Here is a 23,114-nt window from a genome sequence, read left to right as displayed (position 1 = left end):
GCGGCGCGCCGAGGGCGACTGTCAGTGCCCGCTGCCATGCTGGAAATCGGCACTGACCACCGCGAGATCGGAGTCCCGCATGCTCACGACCCACTTCGTCCCGGGCGCGCCGAACTGGCTCGACATCGGCGCGCCCGACGTCGACGCCGCCGCCGCGTTCTACTCCGAGGTGTTCGGCTGGACCTTCCAGTCGGCCGGTCCGGACAGCGGCGGCTACGGCTTCTTCCAGCTGGACGGCAAGACGGTCGGCGCGGTCGGTCCGCTGACGGAGGAAGGCGCGAGATCGGCCTGGACGCCGTACTTCCACACCGCGGACGCGGACGCCACGACCAAGGCGGTGGAGCAGGCCGGCGGCCGGGTCCGGGCCACGCCGATGGACGTCTTCACCCACGGCCGGCTCGCCCTGTTCACCGACCCGACGGGCGCCGACTTCGCGGTCTGGCAGCCGGGCGACGTCCCGGGCCTGGACGTGGTGATGGAGCCCAACGCCCTGTGCTGGACGGAGCTCTACACCACCGACGCGGCCGCCGCCCGGGAGTTCTACCGCGCGGTCTTCTCGTGGAGCTACCGGGACATGCCGATGGGCGGCGGCCTGGTCTACAGCATCGCCTCGGCCCCCGGCGCCGGGCAGGACGAGGACACCGCGCACGGCGGCATCCTCCAGCTCCAGCAGATGCATCTGGACGCCGGCTCGACGTCGGAGTGGCACCCGTACTTCGGCGTCACCGACGTCGACGCGGCCTACCGCTCCGCCGTGCAGCACGGCGCCTCGCCCCTGATCGCGCCGATGGACGCCCCGGGCATCGGCCGGCTGGCGATGCTGGCGGACCCGGCGGGCGCCCCCTTCGCGGTGATCAAGGGGGACCCGACGATGCCCTGACGTCACCCGTCCCGGCGGGCGTCCACGATGCGCTTGAACTTCCCCACCGAGCGCTCCAGCGTCTCCGGATCGACGATCTCGACGGCGACGGTGACGCCGATGCCGTCCTTGACGCCGCGGGCGATCCGGTCGGCGGCGGCCGCGCGGTCCTCGGCCGTGGCGTCCGGCCGGGCCTCGGCGCGGACGGTCAGCCTGTCCAGCCGGCCCTCGCGGGTCAGCCGCAGCTGGAAGTGGGGGGCGACGCCCGGGGTGCGCAGCACGATCTCCTCGATCTGCGCCGGGAAGAGGTTGACCCCGCGCAGGATGATCAGGTCGTCGCTGCGTCCGGTGATCTTCGCCATCCGGCGGAAGGCCGGGCGGGCGGTGCCGGGCAGCAGTCGGGTCAGGTCCCGGGTGCGGTAGCGGATGACCGGCATGGCCTCCTTGGTCAGGGAGGTGAGGACCAACTCGCCCTGCTCACCGTCCGGCAGCACCTCGCCGGTGATCGGGTCGACCACCTCCGGATAGAAGTGGTCCTCCCAGATGTGCAGTCCGTCCTTGGTCTCCACGCACTCCTGCGCCACACCGGGGCCCATCACCTCCGACAGCCCGTAGATGTCCACCGCGTCGATGGCGAACCGCTCCTCGATCTCCCGGCGCATCTCCTGCGTCCAGGGCTCCGCGCCGAAGATGCCCACCTTCAGCGAGGTGGAGCGGGGATCGACGCCCTGGCGCTCGAACTCGTCGAGCAGGGTGAGCATGTAGGACGGCGTCACCATGATGATCTCGGGCTTGAAGTCCTGGATGAGCCGCACCTGGCGGCCGGTCATCCCGCCGGAGGCCGGGACGACCGTGCAGCCGAGCCGCTCCGCGCCGTAGTGCGCACCGAGCCCGCCGGTGAACAGCCCGTATCCGTAGGAGATATGGACGGTGTGGCCCGGGCGCCCGCCCGCCGCGCGGATCGAACGGGCCACCACATCGGCCCAGTTCGACAGGTCCCGCTCGGTGTAGCCCACGACCGTGGGCAGGCCGGTGGTGCCGCTGGAGGCGTGCAGCCGCCGCACCCGCTCCTTCGGCACGGCGAACATGCCGAACGGGTAGTGCGCCCGCAGGTCGTCCTTGACCGTGAACGGGAAACGGGCCAGGTCGGCGAGCGAGCGGCAGTCCTCGGGGTGTACGCCCGCCCGGTCGAAGGCCGCGCGGTAGAAGGGGACGTGGTCGTAGGTGCGCTGCAAGGTGCGGCGCAGCCGGGAGAGTTGGAGTGCGTGCAGGGCGTCCGTCGAGAGCCGCTCCGCGTCGTCGCACCAGTCGGCCCCGCAGGCCCCGTCGATCGCCCCGCTGTCCGTCGCCGCATCCGGCATGGATCTCACCGCCCCTTCTCCCTACCGATCATTCGGTAGCTACGTGCGGAACCAAGTAATCAGCGCGCGGCGAACACGTCAAGGGGCGTGCCGCGGACGGCCCGCGGGTAGCGTCGAGCGCATGGGTGACGTACGGAAGGTGCGGATCGGTGATGTCCGGCTGGCGTACCGCGTGTGGGGCGAGGCGGACGCGCCCCCCGCGGTCCTGCTGCACTGCCTCGGCGAGGACGGTGAGGACTGGCGCGGCGTGGTCGGCCGGCTGGCCACCACGCACCGGGTCTTCGCGCTCGACCAGCGCGGTCACGGCCACAGCGACTGGCCGGGGGAGTACGGCCTGGAGTCCTGGCGTGACGACGCGATCGGCTTTGTCCAGGCGCTCGGCCTCGGCCCGGTCACGCTCATCGGCCACTCCCTGGGCGGCACCGCCGCCCTGCTGCTGGCCGCCCACCGCCCGGACCTGGTCTCCCGCCTGATCGTCGAGGAACCCGCCCCGCCCGTTCCCGCCGATCCGCCGCAGCAGGTCCCGGCCCCGCCGCCCGGCCCCGCGGCCTTCGACTGGCAGGCCAAGGTCGCCGTCGTCGCCGAACGGAACGCCCCGGCCCCGCACTGGCGCGCGGCCCTGCCCGCGATCACCGCCCCCACGCTCGTGATCGCCGGCGGCCCCACCAGCCATATCCCCCAGCATCATCTCGCCGAGCTGGCCGGTGCCATCCCCGGCGCCCGCCTGGTCGCCGTCGAGGGTGCCGGCCACCTCGTGCACGAGGAGCGCCCGGGGGAGTATCTGGCGGCCGTGACGTCCTTCCTGGCGGGCTGCGGATAGGGTGCGGGCACACCGCTGACGCACCGTCAACGCAACGGGTATCGGCGGGGATTGACGCTCTTCGTGCCGCGGGGCACGGCTCCGAGAAAGGCTCGATGTGCAGGTGACCACCTCGATGCGCCGCACGCTGCTCGCCGGGACCGCCGCCGCGGTGCTGTTCGCCGGGGCCGGGAGCGCCGCAGCGGCGCCGGCCGCCGCGCCCGTACGGCCGGCCGCGGTACCGGCCGGCGCCGCGTCCGCACCGGTCGTTCCCGTCTCAGCGCCGGTCGTTCCCGTCTCCGCGTCGGCCGGGCGGCTGCGCCCCTTGGCCGCGCTCTCGGCCGAGCGGCTGGCCACCGCCGATCTGGTGGCGGCGGCGAAGTGGGGGACCGGCAGCCCGATCGACGACCCGGCGCGGGAGCGCGAGGTGCTGGACGCGGTGGCCGAGCAGGCCCGCCAGTGGGGCGCCGACCCGGAGGCGACCAGGCGGATCTTCCGGGACCAGATCGAGGCGAACAAGCTCGTCCAGCGCGGGCTGCACCGCCGCTGGGACGCGGACCCCGCGCACGCCCCCACCACCCGCCCGGACCTCGCCCGGGTCCGCCAGGAGATCAACCGCCTCAACACGGAGCTGGTCCGGGCCATCGCCGTGTCCCCGCAGGCCCGCACGGCGCCGGGCTGCGGGCCGCGACTGGTGGTCTCCGCGCTGCGGGTGGGCCGGGAGCGGCATCTGGACCTGCTGCACGCGGCGGGGCTGGCCCGGTCGCTGCGGTCGGTCTGCGGGGGATAACCGGCGGACGGCCGGGGCCGGCGGGGCCGCGGGTGGCCGGATCGGTCCGTCCGTCCGCTCATGCCTCCGCTTCGCCCGAGGCCACCGCCTTGGCCCAGCGGTAGTCCGCCTTGCCGCTGGGCGACCGCTGGATGCGGTCGGTGAAGACGACCTGGCGGGGGATCTTGTAGCCGGCCAGCCGGGTCCGGCAGTGGGACTGGATTCCGGTCAGGTCCAACGGATCGGCGTCCGGGCGGAGTTGGACGACGGCGGCGACCCGGCTGCCCCAGCGGTCGTCCGGGACGCCGGCGACCAGCACGTCGTAGACGGCCGGATGCGCCTTCAGGGCCTGCTCCACCTCCTCCGGATAGATCTTCTCGCCGCCGGAGTTGATGCACTGCGAGCCCCGGCCCAGCACCGTGACGACGCCGTCCGGGCCGACGGTGGCCATGTCGCCGAGCAGCACCCAGCGGTCCCCGTCCGCCTCGAAGAACGTCTCGGCGGTCTTCGCCGGGTCGTTGTGGTAGCCGAGCGGCACATGTCCGCGCAGCGCGAGGCGGCCCACCTCGCCGGCCGCGACCGGGCGGCGGGTGGCCGGATCGAGCACCGCGGTACGGGAGTTGACGTTCAGCCGGAAGCCCTGGTCGGGGCCTGAGTCGTCGGTGGCGGTGCCGTTGAAGCCGGACTCCGAGGAGCCGAAGTTGTTCAGCAGCAGCGCGTTCGGCACCAGGGCGCGGAACTGGGCGCGGACGGTGTCGGAGAGGACCGCCCCGGAGCTGCTGACGCTGAACAGGGATGAGCAGTCGGTCCCCTTGAGCGGGCCGGTGAGCGCGTCCACCAGTGGCCGCAGCATCGCGTCGCCCACCAGGGAGACGCAGGTGACCCGCTCCCGCTCAAGGGTGCGCAGCGTCTCCTCCGGCGTGAACTTGCGGTGCACGACGACCTTCTGGCCGAAGTGGAAGGCGATGAACGCGGTGAGCATCGAGGTGCCGTGCATCAGCGGGGGCGTCGGGAAGAAGACCAGGCCCTCGCCGCCGGCCGCGACCCGCTGCGCCAACTCCTCCGGGCGGGCCACCGGTTCGCCGGTCGGGGCGCCGCCGCCCATCCCGGAGAAGAAGAGGTCCTCGTGGCGCCACACCACCCCCTTGGGCATGCCGGTGGTGCCGCCGGTGTAGACGATGATCCGGTCGTCGGCGGAGCGCGGTGCGAAGTCCCGCGCGGGGGAGCCGGCCGCCTCGGCCTCCGCCAGCGGCACCGGCGCGATCCGCGGTGCGGCGGCCCCGTCGGGCGCTGTGCCGACCCGCACCAGGTGGCGCAGCGCCGGCGTCCGCGGCAGCGCCCCGGCGACCCGGTCGGTGAACTCCGCGTCGAAGACCAGCGCCACCAGGTCGGCGTCACGGAAGAGGTAGACCAACTCCTCCTCGACGTATCGGTAGTTGACGTTCACCGGTACGGCGCGCAGTTTCAGGCAGGCGTAGACGGACTGGAGGTAGGCGACGCCGTTGTAGAGGTGCAGTCCGACGTGGTCGCCGGGGCCGATGCCGTGGTCGGCGAGGTGGTGGGCCAGCCGGTTGGCGGCGCGGTCCAGTTCCGCGTAGGTCAGCCGCCGCTCGGCGCCGGTGCCCGGATGGTCGTAGGACACCAGCGCCTCGCGGTCGGGGACGGCGTCGACGATCGACTCGAAGAGGTCGGCGAGGTTGTACTCCATGGCTCCTCCAGACCGGGCGGGCGTCGGCTCGGCGGTCATTAGAGCGCCGACGCGGAGCGCAGGGAAGGCTCCGCACCAAGAAAACTGACTGACCGTCAGAAAAGCCTTGAACTCGCCGTGCGGCTCCTGCACCCTGTTCTGCGTCGGGAGACGGGAGGACCGAATGGGCGGGACCGAACACCCCACGACCGCACCGGCTCGGCCGGAGGACGCGGCGACCGAACACCTCACCGTGGAGCGCACCGGCGCGACACTGGTGCTCACCCTCGATCGGCCGGCGGCCAGGAACGCGCTCTCCCTGCCGATGCTGGTCGGCCTGTACGACGGCTGGCTCGCCGCCGACGCCGACGACGGCATCCGCTCGATCGTGCTGACCGGCGCCGGCGGCACCTTCTGCGCCGGTATGGACCTCAAGGCGCTGGCCGGGGACGGGCTGGCCGGCGACGGATACCGCGCACGGCTGCGCGCCGACCCCGATCTGCACTGGAAGGCGATGCTGCGCCACCACCGCCCGCGCAAACCGGTCATCGCCGCCGTCGAGGGCCACTGCGTCGCCGGCGGTACGGAGATCCTCCAGGGCACCGACATCCGGGTCGCCGGCGAGGGCGCCACCTTCGGGCTCTACGAGGTGCGGCGCGGCCTGTTCCCCATCGGCGGCTCCACCGTCCGCCTGCCCCGCCAGATCCCCCGCACCCACGCCCTGGAGATGCTGCTCACCGGCCGCCCCTACCCGGCGCCCGAGGCCGCCAGGATCGGCCTGATCGGCCATGTCGTCCCCGACGGCACCGCGCTGGAGAAGGCCCTGGAGATCGCCGAGCGGATCAACGCCTGCGGCCCGCTCGCCGTCGAGGCGGTCAAGGCGTCCGTCTACGAGACGGCCGAGATGACCGAGACCGACGGGCTCGCCGCCGAACTCGCCCGCGGCTGGCCGGTCTTCGCCACCGCGGACGCCAAGGAGGGCTCCCGCGCCTTCGCCGAGAAGCGGCCACCGGTCTTCCGGCGCGCCTGACCCCACCCGACCGAGGAGTCCGCCATGCCAGAGGTCCTCACCGCGCCGCTCGTCGTCGAATTCCCCTTCACCCGCTCGCTCGGCCCGGTCCTCGGTGCCTTCCTCACCGGCCTGCGCGAACGCACCGTCCTCGGGGTCCGGGCCCGCGACGGCAAGGTGGTGGTGCCGCCTGTGGAATACGACCCGGTCACCGCCGAGGAGCTCCGCGACCTGGTCGAGGTTGCCCCGACCGGCACCGTCACCACCTGGGCCTGGAACCCCTCCGCGCGCCGCGGCCAGCCGCTGGCCACCCCCTTCGCCTGGGTCCTGGTCCGGCTCGACGGCGCCGACACCGCCCTGCTGCACGCCCTGGACGCGCCCGGCCCGGACGCCGTGCGCACCGGCATGCGGGTCCGTATCCGCTGGGCCGCCGAACGCACCGGCGCCATCACCGACATCGCCTGCTTCGAGCCCGCGGACGAGGAGCCGACGCCACCGGGCGGCGAGCCCGCACCGCACCAAGTGCGCCCGCACAGTGGCGAGTTCGCCGACCCGGTGACCGGTATCACCGCCCCGGCCCGGCTCGACTACACCTACGCGCCCGGCCGCACCCAGTCCCGCTACCTCCAGGCGCTCGCCGAGCGGCGCATCCTCGGCGAGCGCTGCCCGGCCTGCGGCAAGGTCTACGTCCCGCCCCGGGGCGCCTGCCCCACCTGCGGGGTCGCCACCGGCGAACAGGTCGAGGTCGGCCCCCGCGGCACCATCACCACCTTCTGCATCGTCAACATCAAGGCCCGCAACCTCGACATCGACGTGCCCTACGTCTACGCCCATATCGCCCTGGACGGCGCCGATCTCGCCCTGCACGCCCGGATCGGCGGCATCCCCTACGACCAGGTGCGGATGGGGCTGCGCGTGGAGCCCGTCTGGACCGAGGGCGCCTTCCCCCATAGCCCTCAAGGCACGGGAGGTGCCCCCGTCCCCGACCACTACCGGCCCACCGGCGAGCCCGACGCCGACTACGACGGCTACAAGGAGCTGATCTGATGTCCGAGCCCGTGCGCGGACCGGCTCGCGAGGTCGCCATCGTCGCCTTCGCACAGAGCGCGCACGTCCCGGACAGCACCGGGACGTCCGAGGTCGAGATGCTGATGCCGGTGTTGCACGACGTCCTCGCACAGGCCGACCTTAAGGCCCGGGACATCGGTTTCACGTGCTCCGGCTCGTCCGACTACCTCGCCGGACGCGCCTTCTCGTTCACCATGGCGCTGGACGGCGTCGGCGCCTGGCCGCCGATCTCCGAGTCCCATGTGGAGATGGACGGCGCCTGGGCGCTCTACGAGGCCTGGGTCAAGATCCTCACCGGTGAGGCCGACACCGCGCTGGTCTACGCGTACGGGACCTCCTCCTCCGGCGACCTCCGCGAGGTCCTCACCCGCCAACTCGACCCGTACTGCCTCGCCCCGCTCTGGCCCGACTCCGTGGCCCTCGCCGCCCTCCAGGCCCAAGCGCTGCTCGACGCCGGGCTCACCGACGCCCGCGAACTGGCCGCGATCGGCGCGCGCAGCCGGGGCCGCGGACCGGACGACGGCCCCGGCCGACAGGTCGTCGGGCCGCTGCGCACCGGCGACTGCCCGCCGGTCGTCGACGGCGCCGCCGCCGTCGTCCTCGCCGCCGGCGACACCGCCCGCCGGCTGACCGACCGCCCGGCCTGGATCCGCGGCCTGGACCACCGCATCGAGACGCACGCCCTGGGCGTCCGCGACCTCACCGACTCGCCCTCCACCCGGCTCGCCGCCGAACGCGCCGGCGCCTTCGACGCCCCCGTCGAACTCGCCGAACTGCACGCCCCGTTCACCTCCCAGGAGGTCGTGCTGCGCCGCGCGTTGCGCCTGGACGCGCCCGGCAGCACGGTCCGCGTCAACCCGTCCGGCGGCGCCCTGGCCGCCAACCCGATGATGGCCGCCGGACTGATCCGCCTCGGCGCGGCGGCCGCCGCCGTCCAGCGCGGCGAGGCGGACCGCGCCCTGGCGCACGCCACCTCGGGGCCGTGCCTGCAACAGAACCTGGTCGCCGTCCTGGAGGGGGAGCGATGAGCAGCGCAGCGACCGCGAAGGAGCCGGTGGCCGTCGTCGGCATCGGCCAGACCCAGCACGTCGCCGCCCGGCGCGACGTCTCGCTCGCCGGGCTGGTCCGCGAGGCCGCCCGACGGGCGCTGGAAGACGCCGAGTTGGGCTGGGCCGACATCGACGCGGTGGTGCTCGGCAAGGCCCCCGACTTCTTCGAGGGGGTGATGATGCCGGAGCTCTACCTCGCCGACGCGCTCGGCGCGGTCGGCAAGCCGATGCTCCGGGTGCACACCGCCGGCTCGGTCGGCGGCTCCACCGCCCTGGTCGCGGCCAACCTCATCGCCGCCCGGGTGCACCGCACGGTCCTCACCCTCGCCTTCGAGAAGCAGTCCGAGTCCAACGCGATGTGGGGCCTGTCCCTGCCGATCCCCTTCCAGCAGCCGCTGCTGGCCGGCGCCGGCGGGTTCTTCGCCCCGCATGTGCGCGCCTACATCCGCCGCTCCGGCGCCCCCGTCACCACCGGCTCCCTGGTCGCCTACAAGGACCGCCGCAACGCCCTCAAGAACCCCTACGCCCACCTCCACGAGCACGACCTGACCCTGGAGCAGGTCCGGTCCTCCCCGATGCTCTGGGACCCGATCCGCTACTCCGAGACCTGCCCCTCCTCCGACGGCGCCTGCGCCATGGTCCTCACCGACCGGACCGGTGCCGCCCGCGCCCCGCACCCGCCGGCCTGGGTGCACGGCGGGGCGATGCGCAGCGAGCCCACCCTCTTCGCCGGCAAGGACTTCGTCTCCCCGCAGGCCGGCAAGGACTGCGCCGCGGACGTCTACCGCCAGGCCGGGATCACCGACCCGCGCCGCCAGATCGACGCCGTCGAGATGTACGTCCCGTTCTCCTGGTACGAGCCGATGTGGCTGGAGAACCTCGGCTTCGCCGAGGAGGGCGAGGGCTGGCGGCTCACCGAGTCCGGGGTGACCGCGCTCGACGGCGACCTGCCCGTCAACCCCTCCGGCGGGGTGCTCTCCACCAACCCCATCGGCGCCTCCGGAATGCTCCGCTTCGCCGAGGCCGCCCTCCAGGTCCGCGGCCGGGCCGGAGCGCACCAAGTCGAGGGCGCCCGGCGGGCGTTGGGGCATGCGTACGGGGGCGGTGCGCAGTTCTTCTCGATGTGGCTGGTGGGTGCCGACGCCCCCGCCACCTGACGCCCCGCCGTCCGCCGCAGGTCCTCTGTCCGTCCCCGTGCGCAGTCGTTACCCTGGCCACCGATGACGACCGGGAGGAGCGGTTACGTGGCCGACAGCATCACCGACCAGCGGCTCGCGGGCGGGCCCAGGCCCGAACTCGACCTGGCCAACGCCGACTGGCAGACGAGCACTCGGGGTGTGGGCGGAGATGTCCAGATCGCCTTCGTCGAGGGCTATATCGCGATGCGCAACGGCCGCAGTCCGGACATCCCGGCGCTGATCTTCACCCCCGCGGAGTGGCGGGGCTTCGTCCTCGGCGCCCGCGAGGGCGAGTTCGACCTGACGTGAGCCGGGCCGGGCCGGGCCGGGCTGAGCTGGGCCGGCCCGGCCCGGCCCCCGCCGCGGCGCGGGCCGGGGCGTCAGGTGAGCACCACGCACCCCCGCTCCCGCAGGGCGCGGACCGGTGCCGCCGCGTCGTCCACCGCGTTCCAGCGCAGGTCCAGCTTCTCCAGGGCCGGCAGTTCGGCGATCCAGTGCGGCAGTTCGCCGAGCCGGTTGCCGCGCAGGTCCAGCCGCCGCAGCAGGGGGAGCCCGCGCAGCGCCCCGGGGACGTGCGGCAGCGCGTTGTCCCGCAGTTCCAGGACGCGCAGCGCGCCGAGCCGCGCGACGCCGTCCGGCAGCCCGGTCAGCCCGTTGCCGCCCAGCCACAGCTCCCGGAGTCGCCCCAGCCCTGCCGCCGACGCCGGTAGCTCCGTCAACTCGGAGCGCTGCACCCGGAGTTCGACCAGCGCGGCCATCTCCCCGATCTCCGCCGGGAGTCGCCCCAGCGGATTGTCCCCGGCGTTGAGGTAGCCCAGCCGGTCCAGCCGGCAGAGCGCGTCCGGCAGGGCGGTGAGGCGGTTGTCGTGGACGTAGAGGTAGCGGGTCAGGCTCCCGGCCAGTGCGCCGATGTCCTCGGGGAGCGCGGTGAGGGCGTTGTGGCCGAGGTCGAGGGTGTGCAGCCGGTGCAGGCGGCCGAGTCCGGCCGGGATCGCGGTGAGGCGGTTGTCGGCCAGGATCAGCACCTCGCAGTCCCGCCGCCCCCACACCTCGTCCGGGACCGAACCCAGGCCGTCCCGCCAGTAGTCGAGGCGGACGGCGGCCTGCCCGGTCACGGCCAGGGCCCCAGCTCGGGCAGCGGGCCGGCGGTCCCCGCGCGCTCGCACCCGAGCCGGGTGTGCGGGGTGCGGCCGGCCAGCCAGGCCGCGAGCGCGGTGAGCGGACCGCGCACCGTCACCACCGGGGCGTCGGCCGGGCCGTACCGGCGCACCGCTGCGGGCACGTCCACCGGTTCCAGGACGAGCCGGACGCCTTCGGGGGCGCGGGGTGCCAGGTGGTCCAGGAGGTGGTGGCACAGCTCCGGCGGCCACTGCTGCGGTCCGGGGCCGAGCCGGGCGTCCGAGGTGTGGATCGTCAACTCCCGCCACCAGGCCAGCAGTGCGCCGCGCAGCGCGCCGTCGCGGTAGCGCACCGGGCGGGACCAGTCGTCCGGGCCGACCGCCGCCCAGGCCGCGGACGCCTCCGCCAGCGCCTGGGCCACCGCCGCCCGCAGGGCCGCGGCATCGCGCCGGGCGCCCGCCTCGATGGCGGCGGCGCGGGCCGGTCGCCCGCCGTCGTACGGGTCGATCGACTCGCCGCGCAGGGCGTAGCGGGCCTGGCGGGCCATCGCCAGGCCGATGCCCTCGATATGCGCGAGGACATGGGCCCGGGACCAGCCCGGCAGCGCGCTGGGCTCCCGGATCGCGGTGTCCGTGAGTCCGGGCAGCAGGGCGCGCAGCCGGGCCTGTCCGGCCTCGACCGCCTCCCGTACGGCGTCGGCGTCCGGTGCCGCTCCCGGCAGCGGCCACGCGGTGGACAGCTCCACCGGATCGTCGGGCGTCTCCGCCGGGCCGACGGCGGGCGGATCGCCCTCGAACACCGGTAGGTCGCGCAGGAGTTGACGACGTTCGGTCATGCCTCCCCCTCGGGTGTTAATGGTTGAGCGTGACCGTACCATTAGCCTCATGGACGCAACACGGCTCGCCCTGGACCTCGCCGTCACCATCCGCCACGACGGACACGGCGGCGTCGCCGACGACCTGGCCGACACCACCGGACTCACCGCCTGGATCCGCGACCGGGCCGACGCCCTGGACTGCGCCGCGGACGGCCCGCCCACCGCCGACGAGGCGCTGCTCACCGCCGTGCGCGAGCTGCGGGACGCGGTCCGCGCACTGTTCGCCCGCGCCGTCCGCCCCGGCCCGCCCAGCCCCGCCGACGCCCACCGGCTGCTCCCCGAGGACCAGGCGCTCGCCCGGCTCAACGCGGCCGCGGCCCGCGTCCCCACCGCCCCCCACCTCACCTGGGAGCCCGAGACGCTTCCTGTGCTGCGCGACCTCCCCACCGCCGCCGCGCCCGCCGCCGACCGGCTCACCGCCGCACTGGCCCGGGCCGCCCTCGCCTTCCTCGGCGGCCCGGACCGCGACCGGCTGCGCGCCTGCCCGGCCCCACGCTGCGTGCGCTACTTCGTCAAGGAGCACGCCCGCCAGGAGTGGTGCAAACCGTCCTGCGGCAACCGCGCCCGCGTCGCCCGGCACCACCGAAGGCACCGGGAGGGCGACGGCCCCGGCGCCGGCTGACCGCCCCCGCAGCCGCCCGTGCGCGGGGCGGACATCCGCGCGGCCGGGCAGGCCGGGACACGTACGATGGCGGCATGTCCTTCCTCCGTCGCCGCAGCGCAGCCACGCCCGCCGGTCCAGACTTCGACGTACTCGCCATGGACCCCGGGGACTGGCCCGGAAATCTCGGGGCCGGGCTGCTGCCCGCGCCCGACGGGAGCTGCCAGGGCGTGTTCCTCCGCTACGACCTGTTCGGCGGCCGCGGCCCGGCGATGATCATCGGCAATCTGCCGGAGGGCTCGCCCGCCCGCGAGGTCGAGGAGGACGAGGTGCCCTTCGAGGTGGCCCAGCTGCTCGCGGCGCTCGACAACGACGAGCCGGTGACGGTCGTGGAGACCGAGGACACCCCCGTGATGCACCAGGACAACCTCCTGATCGTCAAGCGCATCAAGTGCTCCGAGAGCCGCGTCTCCTGTGTGCAGTTCGACCGCAGCGACGGCGTGCTGGTGACCATCGCCAGCTGGGACCGCCCGATCACCGACGACCTCTACGCGCTGCTCAAGCCGCTGCCGGCGGAGCTCTTCCAGCAGGGCTGACACGGCGCGCGCACCCGCGCCCGCGGCACACGGACCCGCGCCCGGCGGACGGCCTCATGGCCGCCCACCGGGCGCGAGCGCGTTCCCTCGGCGTGCCGGACGGATGTCCGGCGACCGGATCTAGTCCTGCGAGGACCGCACGTCCACATCGGCCGCCCGCACATAGCCGACCCGGTGGCCCACCTGGATCTCGTAGTAGACGTCGTGGCCGCGGACCACCGCGTGCTTGGACACGTCGAAGGTCGGCGAGAAGAAGTAGTCCGACCGCATGCGGTCACCGACGGCGTACTCCTGGCCGGCGAGCAGCTTGTACGGCAGCGGGGTCACCGCCTGCACCGGCACCTGCGAGGGGTACGCGTCCTGCTCCGGGTAGGCCCGCCCGTAGACCGGGATCTCCGTCCGGCCCGGCTTCGGCGTGGCCACCAGCCCCTTGGCGTTGACCGCCGTCGGGTGGGAGCGCGGGTTGTGGAACCACGCCTCCTGCCCCAGGTACCAGATCGCCGTCCAGTCGCCGGCCCGGTCCGCCACCGCGAACTGCTGCCCGGTCGTGGCCCGCGCCCCGGTGTCGTTCACCCCGGTCGTGGTCGCCGCACCGCCCGGGTGCAGCCCGATGTCCTGGATCAGCGGCGCGTCCTCACTGGGCGCGGTGTGCAGCCGGACCGCGGTCGAACCGTGGTCCGCACAGGGCTGGCCTGGCTTCTCGCAGTCGGTGTAGACCGGCCGGTTGCCCTCGTAGGACGGGCGGATGGTGACCAGACCGCCGTGCCGGCCCGCGGTGGCGGTGAACGGGCGGCCCAGCAGCCTGAAGTAGTGCGCCCAGTCCCAGTACGGGCCGGGGTCGGTGTGCATCCCCGGGATCGTCGACGGGATGGTGCCGGGCACGTTGTCGTGGCCCAGGATGTGCTGCCGGTCCAGCGGGATGTCGTACTTCCCGGCCAGGTACTTCACCAACCGGGCCGAGGTGCGGTACATCGCCTCCGTGTACCAGGCGTCCGGCGCGGCGAGGAACCCCTCGTGCTCGATGCCGATCGAGTGCGCGTTGACGTACCAGTTGCCCGCGTGCCACGCGACGTCCTTGGTGGGCACGTGCTGGGCGATCAGCCCGTCCGAGGAGCGGACGGTGTAGTGCCAGGACACATACGTGGGGTCCTTGATCAGCCGCAGGGTGGTCTCCCAGGACCCCTCGGTGTCGTGGATCACGATGGTGTCGATCCGCTGGTCCTTGGGTCGGTCCGCCAGATCGTGGTTGCCGTAGTTGGCCCCGTTGTCGTACTGCTCGTACGGCGCCGGCCAGGACTCGCAGGCCACCGACCAGGGGCACTCCAGCGCCCCGCCGGAACCGCGGGCGGCGGCGCGCTGCACGGTGGCGCCACCGAGGCGCTGCGCCTGGGCGGTGTCGGCGGCCAGCCGTGGCGCGGCGGCCAGGGTGACCTGCTGCCCCGCGTCCGTGGTGCGGGCCTGCCCCTGCCGCATCACGTCGAAGACGTCCCGGGCGAAGGCCGCACCGCTGCGCGCGTCGTCCCCGCTGCCGTAGCGGGCCACCGCCGCGTACCACTGCGCCGGGTCGCTGCTGGCCGGCAGCCCCAGCTCGCGCTGGGCGGCGGCCAGCAGCGCGGCGCCGCCGAGCACGTTCGCGGCCTGGTCGGTCCGCAGCTTCGCGGCCGGCAGCCCGGTGAGCTGCGCGGCCCGCGGCAACGTCCGCAGCCGGGCCGGGAGTTGGGCGGGCAGCACCGCCTGCCGCGCCTGTGTCTGCGGGGGCCTCCGGAGCGGCCGGGCCGCGTCCCCGCGCGCGTCCTCGGTGTCCGCGCTGAACTCCGCCGTCCGCGCCACGGCCGCCCGGGCGTCGGTCAGGTGCATCGGCCCGTAGCCCCCCGAGACGCTGGGCGCCCCGGCGTGGCCGTCCCAGCGGGATTCCAGGTACGAGACGCCGAGCAGCACGCTGCGCGGGACGTGGTAGCGCGCGGCGGCCGCGTCGAAGGCCCGTTGCAGGGCGCCGGACGGGGGCTTTCCGGCGCCCGCTGACGGGGCCGCCGAGACCAGGGGCAGCAGCAGCGCCGTCGCGGCGACGGCGGTGGCGGATCTGCGCAGCACCCGATGCCGGGTTCTCGACGCGTCTTCCGGTGCGGATCCTCGCAAAACAGCCTCCTCAGGCCGGCCCGGGCCGGGCCGGTGCGACGGTGGTGTGCCAGGGCCTGCCCGGTGGAGCACGAATCGGCCAGGCCGCGGCCGTGCGGGAGATCCCGAGACTAAGGCCCGGGGTCGGCCGTGACCATAGGTGTGCCGACGCGCCGTCAAACGCCTCACCCGCCGGGGATTGTGCACGTCAGGGCAGCATCGCCAGGAGCCTTCCCGGCCCCGACCCCGGACCTGCGGGGCGTCAGTGGAATGGACCAATGCATGCGTGAGCGGCGCGGCCCCACCGGGCCGCGCCGCTCACGCATTTCCCTTCGAAGGCGGTGGTCAGCGCGTGCCGACCGCCGCCCGGACCGCCCGCCGCGCCATCTGCACGTCGTCGTGCAGCCTGCGCAGCAGCAGCCGCTGCTCCTCACCGGCCGTCAGCACCCCGGTGTGCCCGGGAGTCTCGGCCGCGGCCGGTGCGGGGTCGCGCATGGTCCGCTGCACCGCGGTCTCGTACCGCCGGATCTCGCGGGTGAGCACAAGCATCAGATTCACCAGGAAGGCGTCCCGCGCGCTGGTGCCCGCCGTCTGGGCGAGCTGGCTGATGTGCCGGCGGGCCACCGGGGCGTCGCCGAGCACCGTCCAGAGCGTCGCCAGGTCGTAGCCCGGCAGGTACCAGCCGGCGCTGTCCCAGTCCAGCAGCACCGGGCCGGCCGGCGAGAGCAGGACGTTGTTCAGCAGGGCGTCGCCGTGGCAGAACTGGCCCTGGGTGTGCGCCAGGCCGTGCAGCAGCTTCTGGAGGTCGCCCAGATCCCGGTCGGTGAGCAGCCCCAGGTCGTGATAGCGCCCGATCCGGCCCGCGTAGTCCAGCGGGGCGTCGAAGAGGCCGGGCTGCGGACGCCAGGCGTTGAGCCGGCAGATCGCGCCGAGTGCGGCCCGCACATCGGCCCGGGGCGGCGCCTCGGAGGGGTGCCGGGCGAGGGCCGCCACCCGGCCCGGCATGCGCTCGACCACCAACGTGCAGTTGTCGGGGTCGGCCGCCACCAGCCGCGGCACCCGAACCGGCGGACGATGCCGGACGAATGCGCGGTATGCCCTTATTTCCCTCCGGAAGCTCTCGGCCCATGCGGGGGAGTGGTCCAGTAAACACTTGGCGACCGCGCTCATCCGGCCGGTCGTCCCCAGGAGCAGTACGGACTTCCCGCCCCGGCGCAGCACCTGGACCGGGTTGAACTCCGGGCAGATGCGGTGCACCGAGGCGACGGCAGCACGCAGCTGGGCGCCCTGAGGGCCGGACAAGTCGAGTCTGCCGCTGACCGGTTGGGTGCCCAACCCCTGTGCCCGCCGGTTCCGGCCGCCGGCCAGACCCGTCATCGCGCCCGCCGCGGGGGAGGGGTCGAGGTACGGCCCGCTGCCGGCAGGGTGCGGGCGGTACGTCCGGGTGGGGGCGGTCACGGCGGACGATGCTGCATACATGGGTGAGACAGGTCCCTTCGTGCGCCGACGAGTTGCGTGCGCTCCCGGCCCGGCGGCGGAAACCCGCGAACGGGCCCCGTACAGGCGGCCGATCCTCGAGTCCCCGTGCAGGGCACGCACCCTGGGGAATGCGGTCCCGCCACCGGGCCGGGGGCTGCATATCTACCGAACACGGGGCTGCGGGTGGCAGACCATCTGGCGCACCCTGGCGAACCCTGGCGAATGCTCGCAGCGCACGTCACCGGCCGGTTACTGTCAACTCAGTCGAGGAACCTGGGGGCTTGACGTGAGCAGGGAGCCGAACACCCGTCTCGCGGACCTTTTCGGCCTGGCCGGCTGGTCCAAGGGGGAACTCGCGAGGTTGGTCAACCGGCAGGCGGCGGCCATGGGCCACCCGCAGCTGGCGACCGACACCTCGCGGGTGCGGCGCTGGATCGACATGGGGGAGACCCCCAGAGATCCGGTGCCCAAGGTCCTGGCATCTCTCTTCACCGAGCGCCTCGGCCGTGTCGTAACCATCGAGGACCTCGGGTTCGCCCGGACTGGTCGCGCGGGGAAGCGGCAGGCCATGGACGGCCTCCCGTGGGCGCCCGAGCGGACCGCAGCGGTCCTCACGGAATTCACGGGAATGGACCTCATGCTGAATCGACGCGGCTTGGTGGGGGCCGGCGCGGCGCTCGCCGCGGGATCCGCACTCACCAGCGCCATGCACGACTGGCTCCACACCGACCCCACCCCGATCGCTCTCCGCCACGACGATCCACTCGCCCACGAATCCCTGCACGAACTCGACCAGATCGGCCTCGACCGCTACGAGGCGGCCCCCGTGGGGTCCCAGGAGATCGACGCACTGGAGTACTCCGTCGAGGTGTTCCGCCGGTGGGACGCGGCCCGCGGCGGCGGCCTCCAGCGCAAGGCCGTGGTCGGCCAGCTCAACGAGGTCGGCGGGATGCTCGCCTACCGCCATCCCGACCATCTCCAGCGCCGGTTGTGGGGCGTGGCGGCCAACCTCGCGGTGCTGGCCGGCTGGATGTCCCACGACGTGGGCCTGGAGCCGACCGCGCAGAAGTACTTCATCATCGCCGCCCATGCGGCCCGTGAGGGCGGCGACCGCCCGCGCGCCGGCGAGGCGCTCTCCCGGGCCGCCCGCCAGATGGTCCACCTGGGGCGCCCGGACGACGCCCTGGATCTCATGAAGCTGGCGCAGTCCGGTTCCGGTCAGGAGACCCTGCCGCGCACCCGCGCCATGCTGCACACCATCGAGGCCTGGGCGCATGCGGCCAAGGGGCACGGCCAGGCGATGCGCCGCACCCTGGGCGAGGCCGAGGAGCTGTTCGTCTCGGACAAGGGCGATGTGCCGCCGCCGGCGTGGATGCAGATGTTCGACGAGGCGGATCTGTACGGGATGCAGGCGCTGGCGTTCCGCACCCTCGCCGAACACGACCCGTCCGCCGCCAAGGTCGCGCAGAGTCATGCACAGAAGGCGCTCCAGCTGCGCAAGAGTGGTCATCAGCGGTCGCAGATCTTCGACTACATCTCGATGGCCTCGGCCTGCTTCCTCGGCAACGAGCCCGAACGGGCCGATCGCTACGCCCGGTTGGCGCTGGTCTCCATCGGGGAGAACTCCTCGCACCGCACCTGGGACCGGCTGCGGGAGATGTTCCGGCTCACCGGCCAGTACACCGACTGCGGCAGGATCCAGGACCTCCGTGCCGAGCTCCAGCAGGTCCTGCCGAAGCCGAAGCCCAAGGGGAAGGCGGTGGGCGTGCCGACGGGCCTCGGGGTGGACGGGGTGTCGAGCCTCCGGGCCTGAGCCCCGGGCCCGTGGCCAGGGCACTCCGTCCGGGTCCGCGCCCGCATCGGTCCCGACGACCGATGTCGTCAACAACCCTTAGGGCGCCGGACATCCGGATCGAGCCGCCGACGGACGACAGTCAGCCATCCTCAGCCGACCAGGCCGTTCTGACCGATACGTGGCACCGTGTCTCGAATGTGGTCAGGAGGTGTTCCGCCAGTGCGCCCCGGGGCCATCGGGGCGGCCGGCGCCGTCGAGGCAGGTCCGCCCTCGACGGTCACGCCGTGCGGTGGGGCGTCAGTCGCCGATCTGGGCGATCAGCACACAGCCGTCGTCCTCGCGCTCGGTGGCGCCGAACTCCTCGACCACGATGCGGACGCTGTCCTGTGCGCTGCGGGCCGTGCCGAAGCGCGGTGCCAGGGCCAGGAGCCGCTCGGTGCCCTCGCGGTCGCTCTCCGGGCCGTGGGTGCGGCGCGGCGCCAGCCCGTCGGTGTGCAGCACCAGTAGGTCGCCGGGCGCCAGTTGCTCGGTGTGCTGGTCGTAGTTCGCGCCCGTCATGGCGCCGAGCAGCATCCCGTCCGGCGGGTCCAGCGCGCGCCCCGTGCCGCCGCGGAACAGCAGCGGTGCGGGGTGCCCGGCCTGGGCCCACTCCAGCGTTCGCGTCGCGGGGTCGAACTGGCAGCACACCGCGCTGCCCAGTGCCGGCTGGCTGGCGGTGTCCAGCAGCTGGTTGAGGAAGCCCATCAGCTGTGCCGGCCGGTGCCCGGCCACGGCCATCCCGCGCAGTGCGCCGAGCACCATCGCCATCCCCGACGTCGCCGCGACGCCGTGCCCGGTGAGATCGCCGACGCTCAACAGCGTGCGCCCGTCGGGGAGTTGCAGCGCGTCGTACCAGTCGCCGCCGATCAGGGCGGAGGTGCCGGCCGGCAGATAGCGCCCGGCGAGGTCCAGCGTGATCGGGCCGTCCTCGGGGAACCGCAGCGAGCTGCGCCAGGGCGGCAGCACGGACTCCTGGAGCTCGACCGCGAGCCGGTGCTCGGTCTGCGCGACGTGCCGCTGGTGCTGGAGCGAGTCGCCGGTCTCGCGCACCGTCATCTGGCTGCGGCGCAGTTCGCTGACGTCCCGGAGCACCGCCCACATGCAGGCGGTGCCGCCGTCGGCGTCGAGCACCGGTTCGCCGACCATGTGGACCGTGCGGATATCGCTGTCGGTGCGCACGATGCGGAACTCGCCGTCGATCGGCCGGCCGTCCACCAGGCAGTCGGTGACCATCACGGCCAACTGCTCCTGGTCGTCGGGGTGGACGAGGGACGGCAGCTCGTCCAGTGTCAACGGGCCGTCGGCGACGGGCCGGCCGAACATCGCGAACAGCTCGTCGGACCAGGTGACTTCGTCGGTGAGCAGATTCCATTCGGCGCTGCCCACCCGGCGCAGCAGTGCGCCCCGCGCGGGCGCCGCCGGCTCGGGCGGGGCGGCCGGCGGCTCGAGGGGCGGCTCCGCACCTTCGGCGAGCGCGGTCGGCAGACCCTCTCTGAGCTGGTCGAGATGGCCCCCGAGGTCGTCCAGGTGGTGGACGGCGAGGTCGCACAGTGCCCGCTGCCAGCGCAGCTGCGGGTCGGTGGCGAGGTCGGCGGCGTCCGCGGACTCTCTGCGCACCGCGTCGAGACCACCGCGCAGGGTGCGGGCCTGCGAGATCAGTGCCTCGACCGCGTCACGCTCGGGATTCCGATCGGCTGGGTGATCCGCGAAGAGGGGGGGCGGCATGACGTACTCCGTGATCAGGCGGCGCCGGGTCGAATGGGCCGGTTACGACTCTTGCACAGGCTGCGACAGTGCGTAAGGGATTTGGCATTACCCGATACGGTGGTGCATCCGGCATATGCCAACGGCCTCCCTCCGGCGACCGGGCCCGAATCGGCGGAATGAATCATTCCACGCTAGGCTGCGGCCGCCGTACAGCTGTCTACCCCGCCGATCCACGGGGGGAACGACGCATAGGGCCCGTGGTCACCGGCAAGAATGCCGGTCAGCGGAAATCCCGTTGCCAGCCTGTCCCCCGCACCGGATGCTGACTTCATGTTCGATCCAGACATAGCGCCCAGTGGCACCCTGCTCGGCCTCCTTCAGCGAGGCCGCGGCGACGGGACCCTGCATGCCCTCGCGGCGCCGCGGGCCGAGGCGCTCGCGGCACTCAACGACAGTGTGCTGTGCGACCCGCGCCGGGACTGGCAGGTGGAGAACCGCTCGCTCTACTACGCGCGCCTCTACATGCAGCTCGACGGCGGACTGGAGGAGATCGAACGTCACCTCTTCCACCCCGACGACCGCACCGACACCGGCGAGGAGCGCACCGGCCTCGCCCTCGCCGTCCTCGGCCACCTCGCCGCGTACGGCAGGGACGCCGCCCGGCTGCTGCTGCGCAGCTACGCCGCGGTCGGCAGCAACTGGCGCTGGGCCCTAGACGAGCTCGCGCTGCGTGACGACGACGCCGGGCTGATGGGCCTGGCCCCCGCTGTGCTGGCCCGCTTCCCCTTGACCACGGAGGGTGACGCCGACCTCGCCGCCACGGTGCGCGACGCCTTCGAGCCCCGGCCCTGGCGGCTGTGGGCCGAGGACCCCCGTTACCGCGAGCGGCTGCGCGCCGCCGGGGAGGAGGGGTCCTTCGACCGCTGGCAGCGCCAGCTCCGGCCGCGCGGCCCGCGTCCGGGCTGGAGCGTGGCCGAGGTGCTGGAGTGGGCCGAGCAGGAGCTCGAACCGCGCCCGGAGGAGCACCGCTATCTCGCGGCCGCCCGCTGCCTGAGCGCCGTGGCCGGGCCCGAGGACCGCGCGGAGCTGCTGCGGGCCGGCCGCGGCGGACCGGACGCGGCGCGCGCCGCCGTCCTCCACCACCTCGCCGAACGGGGCGACCCGGAGGCCCTGGACCTCATCGAGGCCGCCGCCACCGACCCGCTCTCCGCCGAACCGCTGGTCTCCGCCGTACTCTGCGCGTACGAGCGGATGCGCAGTGTGGCCGCGGTCGAGCGGGCCCGGATGTGGGCCGCGCGTACCGACCGGCTGGGCGCGTCCGCCGCCGCGGTGCTCGCCCGCCGCGGCGCCCGCCGCGACACCGACCTGGTGCTGGCCGCGCTGCGCCGCACCGTGCGGGAGGAGGGGGCGGACGCCTGCGCGCTGTGGGCACTGGTCGATGGCACCGGCCGCCTCGGGATCGCCTGTGCCGCGCCCGTGCTGCGTCACCTCTACCGCGAGACGTCCTCCTCCCATCTGCGCGGCCGGGCCGCCGCGGCGCTCGCCGTCACCGACCCCGGGTTCGCGGCCGGGTTCGCCGTCGAATGCCTGTGGGACTGCGAGGAGACCACCCGGGAGCTGGCCGCCCGCCACGCCGCCACCGGTGACGACCGGGTCGTCGAGCAGCTGCGCCGCCTCGCCGCCGATCCGGCCGAGGAGGCCGAGGTGCAGACCGCCGTGCGCGCCCGCATCGGGCCGGACGCCTCGGCCGTATGAGGACGGAGCCCGCCCTCGGGGGGCGGGTGGGTGAACGCTCATGGGACGTTCGCCGGTAGGAAAGATCCCCGTGGTCCGGTCCACGCACGGTGCGCCGACAACAGCGGTATGCGCGTCGTCCTCGTCACCGAATCCTTCCCGCCCGACGTCAACGGGGTCGCGCACTGCGCCCTGGAGACCGCCCGCCATCTCGTCCGGCGCGGGCACGACCCGCTGGTCGTCACGCCGCTCGCGAACTCCGCGCCGACCGCCGCCCCGTTCGCGTACGAGAGCCCCTGCCCGGTGGTGCGGGTGCCGTCGATGCCGCTGCCCGGATACCCGCAGGTGCGGATCGCGCTGCCGGGGCGGCGGCTGTCCGCGGCGCTGGACGGGCACCGGCCCGATCTGGTGCACCTGGCGAGCCCGTTCGTCCTCGGTGCGCGGGGGATGACGGCCGCCGCGCGGCGGGGGGTGCCGGCGGTCGCGGTCTACCAGACGGACATGGCCCGCTACGCGCGTACCTACCTGGGGCGCGGCGGGACGGCGGCCTGGCGGCGGATCCGGGCGGTGCACGCCGCCGCCGACCTCACCCTGGCCCCGTCCAGCGCGGCGCTGCTGGACCTGACCGAGCACGGGGTGCCGCGGGTGCGGCTGTGGCCGCGCGGGGTCGACTCGGCGCGGTTCCATCCGGGGCGGCGGGACGCGGTGCTGCGCAGTTCCCTGCTGGCGGGGCGGGAGTTGCTGGTGGGGTATGTGGGGCGGCTGGCTCTGGAGAAGGACGTCCGGCTGCTGGCCGAGACCTCCCGGCTCCCCGGGGTGCGCACCGTGGCGATCGGCGAGGGGCCCAGCGCCGCGGCCCTTCGGGAGCAGCTGCCGGAGGTGCGCTTCCTGGGGCGGCGGACCGGCGACGAACTGGCCCGGCTGCACGCCTCGTTGGACGTGTTCGTGCACACCGGGCCGCACGAGACCTTCTGCCAGACGGTGCAGGAGGCGATGGCGTCCGGCGTCCCCGTGGTCGCGCCGGCCTCCGGCGGTCCGCTGGACCTCGTCGACCACGGGCGGACCGGGCTGCTGGTCCCGCCCGGGGACGCCGCGGCCCTGCGGGACGCGGTGCGCCTGCTGGGCGGGAGCGCGGCGCTGCGGAGGCGGTACGGCGCCGCGGGCCGGCAGGCGGTCGCGGCCCGCACCTGGGAGGCGGTCGGCGACCAACTGCTGGGCCACTACGAGGACGTGCTGGCCGACCGGACGGCGCTGGTGGTGTGACCGCCCGCCC

General features: G+C 74.1%; 20 protein-coding genes. 13 read left to right on the top strand and 7 right to left on the bottom strand.

The features are described 5' to 3' along the window. Positions 1–79: 79 nt before the first annotated feature. The gene (locus tag ACIQE0_RS23525; RefSeq protein WP_366334456.1) at positions 80–880 is read left to right on the top strand and encodes a VOC family protein; all 801 of its coding nucleotides are present in this window, start codon (positions 80–82) and stop codon (positions 878–880) included. Between the two features lie 2 nt (positions 881–882). Here ACIQE0_RS23525 and paaK read toward each other — a convergent pair whose 3' ends face one another. Continuing rightward, entirely contained in the window at positions 883–2,220 is a 1,338-nt protein-coding gene (gene paaK, locus ACIQE0_RS23520) for a phenylacetate--CoA ligase PaaK (protein ID WP_402335757.1), read from the bottom strand. A 121-nt stretch (positions 2,221–2,341) separates the two neighbouring features. Between paaK and ACIQE0_RS23515 the strand changes: the two genes are divergently transcribed. Both ACIQE0_RS23515 and ACIQE0_RS23510 read left to right on the top strand, forming a co-directional pair. After that, positions 2,342–3,040, top strand: coding sequence for an alpha/beta fold hydrolase (locus ACIQE0_RS23515; protein WP_402335446.1), 699 nt, complete (start codon positions 2,342–2,344; stop codon positions 3,038–3,040). A 97-nt stretch (positions 3,041–3,137) separates the two neighbouring features. Next, positions 3,138–3,809 (top strand): chorismate mutase, encoded by a 672-nt coding sequence (locus ACIQE0_RS23510; protein ID WP_402335443.1) that lies wholly within the window; start codon positions 3,138–3,140, stop codon positions 3,807–3,809. 58 nt (positions 3,810–3,867) lie between these two features. Here ACIQE0_RS23510 and ACIQE0_RS23505 read toward each other — a convergent pair whose 3' ends face one another. Continuing rightward, a complete protein-coding gene (locus tag ACIQE0_RS23505; protein WP_366334462.1) occupies positions 3,868–5,496 on the bottom strand; it encodes an acyl-CoA synthetase in 1,629 nt (542 codons plus the stop codon). A gap of 163 nt (positions 5,497–5,659) precedes the next feature. Here ACIQE0_RS23505 and ACIQE0_RS23500 point away from each other — a divergent pair, with 163 nt between their 5' ends. From ACIQE0_RS23500 to ACIQE0_RS23480, 5 genes are all read left to right on the top strand, one after another. Beyond that, the gene (locus tag ACIQE0_RS23500; protein WP_384101607.1) at positions 5,660–6,505 is read left to right on the top strand and encodes a crotonase/enoyl-CoA hydratase family protein; all 846 of its coding nucleotides are present in this window, start codon (positions 5,660–5,662) and stop codon (positions 6,503–6,505) included. A 24-nt stretch (positions 6,506–6,529) separates the two neighbouring features. Beyond that, the gene (locus tag ACIQE0_RS23495; protein WP_402335439.1) at positions 6,530–7,531 is read left to right on the top strand and encodes a Zn-ribbon domain-containing OB-fold protein; all 1,002 of its coding nucleotides are present in this window, start codon (positions 6,530–6,532) and stop codon (positions 7,529–7,531) included. Beyond that, entirely contained in the window at positions 7,531–8,580 is a 1,050-nt protein-coding gene (locus tag ACIQE0_RS23490; protein ID WP_402335436.1) for a thiolase domain-containing protein, read from the top strand. The genes ACIQE0_RS23495 and ACIQE0_RS23490 overlap by 1 nt, the downstream gene beginning before the upstream one ends. Beyond that, entirely contained in the window at positions 8,577–9,758 is a 1,182-nt protein-coding gene (locus ACIQE0_RS23485) for a thiolase domain-containing protein (protein WP_402335433.1), read from the top strand. Before ACIQE0_RS23490 ends, ACIQE0_RS23485 begins: the two co-directional genes overlap by 4 nt. 87 nt (positions 9,759–9,845) lie before the next feature. Further along, positions 9,846–10,088 carry a DUF397 domain-containing protein gene (locus ACIQE0_RS23480; protein ID WP_366334471.1) on the top strand — a complete coding sequence of 81 codons (243 nt, stop codon included), beginning with the start codon at positions 9,846–9,848 and terminating at the stop codon, positions 10,086–10,088. A gap of 71 nt (positions 10,089–10,159) precedes the next feature. Here the strand turns inward: ACIQE0_RS23480 and ACIQE0_RS23475 are convergent, their stop codons facing one another. After that, the gene (locus ACIQE0_RS23475; RefSeq protein WP_402335430.1) at positions 10,160–10,894 is read right to left on the bottom strand and encodes a leucine-rich repeat domain-containing protein; all 735 of its coding nucleotides are present in this window, start codon (positions 10,892–10,894) and stop codon (positions 10,160–10,162) included. Then, positions 10,891–11,733, bottom strand: a complete 843-nt coding sequence (locus ACIQE0_RS23470) for a maleylpyruvate isomerase family mycothiol-dependent enzyme (RefSeq protein WP_402335427.1) — start codon at positions 11,731–11,733, stop codon at positions 10,891–10,893. The genes ACIQE0_RS23475 and ACIQE0_RS23470 overlap by 4 nt, the downstream gene beginning before the upstream one ends. 49 nt (positions 11,734–11,782) lie before the next feature. Between ACIQE0_RS23470 and ACIQE0_RS23465 the strand changes: the two genes are divergently transcribed. Both ACIQE0_RS23465 and ACIQE0_RS23460 read left to right on the top strand, forming a co-directional pair. Then, positions 11,783–12,397, top strand: coding sequence for an ABATE domain-containing protein (locus tag ACIQE0_RS23465; RefSeq protein WP_402335424.1), 615 nt, complete (start codon positions 11,783–11,785; stop codon positions 12,395–12,397). Between the two features lie 74 nt (positions 12,398–12,471). After that, complete coding sequence (locus ACIQE0_RS23460) at positions 12,472–12,972, top strand: hypothetical protein (RefSeq protein ID WP_366334477.1); 501 nt, start codon at positions 12,472–12,474, stop codon at positions 12,970–12,972. Positions 12,973–13,092: 120 nt separating this feature from the next. Here the strand turns inward: ACIQE0_RS23460 and ACIQE0_RS23455 are convergent, their stop codons facing one another. Both ACIQE0_RS23455 and ACIQE0_RS23450 read right to left on the bottom strand, forming a co-directional pair. After that, the gene (locus ACIQE0_RS23455; protein WP_402335420.1) at positions 13,093–15,108 is read right to left on the bottom strand and encodes an N-acetylmuramoyl-L-alanine amidase; all 2,016 of its coding nucleotides are present in this window, start codon (positions 15,106–15,108) and stop codon (positions 13,093–13,095) included. A gap of 324 nt (positions 15,109–15,432) precedes the next feature. After that, positions 15,433–16,566, bottom strand: a complete 1,134-nt coding sequence (locus ACIQE0_RS23450) for an aminoglycoside phosphotransferase family protein (RefSeq protein ID WP_366334481.1) — start codon at positions 16,564–16,566, stop codon at positions 15,433–15,435. 286 nt (positions 16,567–16,852) lie between these two features. Here ACIQE0_RS23450 and ACIQE0_RS23445 point away from each other — a divergent pair, with 286 nt between their 5' ends. Next, the gene (locus tag ACIQE0_RS23445) at positions 16,853–18,379 is read left to right on the top strand and encodes a hypothetical protein (protein ID WP_402335416.1); all 1,527 of its coding nucleotides are present in this window, start codon (positions 16,853–16,855) and stop codon (positions 18,377–18,379) included. 279 nt (positions 18,380–18,658) lie between these two features. Here ACIQE0_RS23445 and ACIQE0_RS23440 read toward each other — a convergent pair whose 3' ends face one another. Further along, positions 18,659–20,125, bottom strand: a complete 1,467-nt coding sequence (locus tag ACIQE0_RS23440) for a PP2C family protein-serine/threonine phosphatase (protein ID WP_402335413.1) — start codon at positions 20,123–20,125, stop codon at positions 18,659–18,661. Positions 20,126–20,437: 312 nt separating this feature from the next. Between ACIQE0_RS23440 and ACIQE0_RS23435 the strand changes: the two genes are divergently transcribed. Continuing rightward, positions 20,438–21,862 (top strand): HEAT repeat domain-containing protein, encoded by a 1,425-nt coding sequence (locus ACIQE0_RS23435; protein WP_402335410.1) that lies wholly within the window; start codon positions 20,438–20,440, stop codon positions 21,860–21,862. A 108-nt stretch (positions 21,863–21,970) separates the two neighbouring features. Beyond that, a complete protein-coding gene (locus ACIQE0_RS23430) occupies positions 21,971–23,104 on the top strand; it encodes a glycosyltransferase family 4 protein (RefSeq protein WP_402335407.1) in 1,134 nt (377 codons plus the stop codon). Positions 23,105–23,114 lie beyond the last annotated feature (10 nt).

The sequence above is a fragment of the Streptomyces sp. NPDC093097 genome (assembly GCF_044754325.1).
Taxonomy (GTDB): Bacteria; Actinomycetota; Actinomycetes; order Streptomycetales; family Streptomycetaceae; genus Streptomyces.
The sequence above is the reverse complement of the archived record's forward strand: the minus strand, read 5'-3'. Positions and strand labels throughout refer to the sequence as shown.

Bases quoted from the DNA above. Each gene is read 5' to 3' on its own strand.
- paaK (WP_402335757.1), bottom strand. From the start codon at position 2,220: ATGCCGGATGCGGCGACGGACAGCGGGGCGATCGACGGGGCCTGCGGG.
- ACIQE0_RS23460 (WP_366334477.1), top strand. From the start codon at position 12,472: ATGTCCTTCCTCCGTCGCCGCAGCGCAGCCACGCCCGCCGGTCCAGAC.
- ACIQE0_RS23430 (WP_402335407.1), top strand. From the start codon at position 21,971: ATGCGCGTCGTCCTCGTCACCGAATCCTTCCCGCCCGACGTCAACGGG.
- ACIQE0_RS23465 (WP_402335424.1), top strand. From the start codon at position 11,783: ATGGACGCAACACGGCTCGCCCTGGACCTCGCCGTCACCATCCGCCAC.
- ACIQE0_RS23440 (WP_402335413.1), bottom strand. From the start codon at position 20,125: ATGCCGCCCCCCCTCTTCGCGGATCACCCAGCCGATCGGAATCCCGAG.
- ACIQE0_RS23490 (WP_402335436.1), top strand. From the start codon at position 7,531: ATGTCCGAGCCCGTGCGCGGACCGGCTCGCGAGGTCGCCATCGTCGCC.
- ACIQE0_RS23505 (WP_366334462.1), bottom strand. From the start codon at position 5,496: ATGGAGTACAACCTCGCCGACCTCTTCGAGTCGATCGTCGACGCCGTC.
- ACIQE0_RS23500 (WP_384101607.1), top strand. From the start codon at position 5,660: ATGGGCGGGACCGAACACCCCACGACCGCACCGGCTCGGCCGGAGGAC.
- ACIQE0_RS23495 (WP_402335439.1), top strand. From the start codon at position 6,530: ATGCCAGAGGTCCTCACCGCGCCGCTCGTCGTCGAATTCCCCTTCACC.
- ACIQE0_RS23450 (WP_366334481.1), bottom strand. From the start codon at position 16,566: ATGTATGCAGCATCGTCCGCCGTGACCGCCCCCACCCGGACGTACCGC.
- ACIQE0_RS23470 (WP_402335427.1), bottom strand. From the start codon at position 11,733: ATGACCGAACGTCGTCAACTCCTGCGCGACCTACCGGTGTTCGAGGGC.
- ACIQE0_RS23525 (WP_366334456.1), top strand. From the start codon at position 80: ATGCTCACGACCCACTTCGTCCCGGGCGCGCCGAACTGGCTCGACATC.
- ACIQE0_RS23435 (WP_402335410.1), top strand. From the start codon at position 20,438: ATGTTCGATCCAGACATAGCGCCCAGTGGCACCCTGCTCGGCCTCCTT.
- ACIQE0_RS23485 (WP_402335433.1), top strand. From the start codon at position 8,577: ATGAGCAGCGCAGCGACCGCGAAGGAGCCGGTGGCCGTCGTCGGCATC.
- ACIQE0_RS23515 (WP_402335446.1), top strand. From the start codon at position 2,342: ATGGGTGACGTACGGAAGGTGCGGATCGGTGATGTCCGGCTGGCGTAC.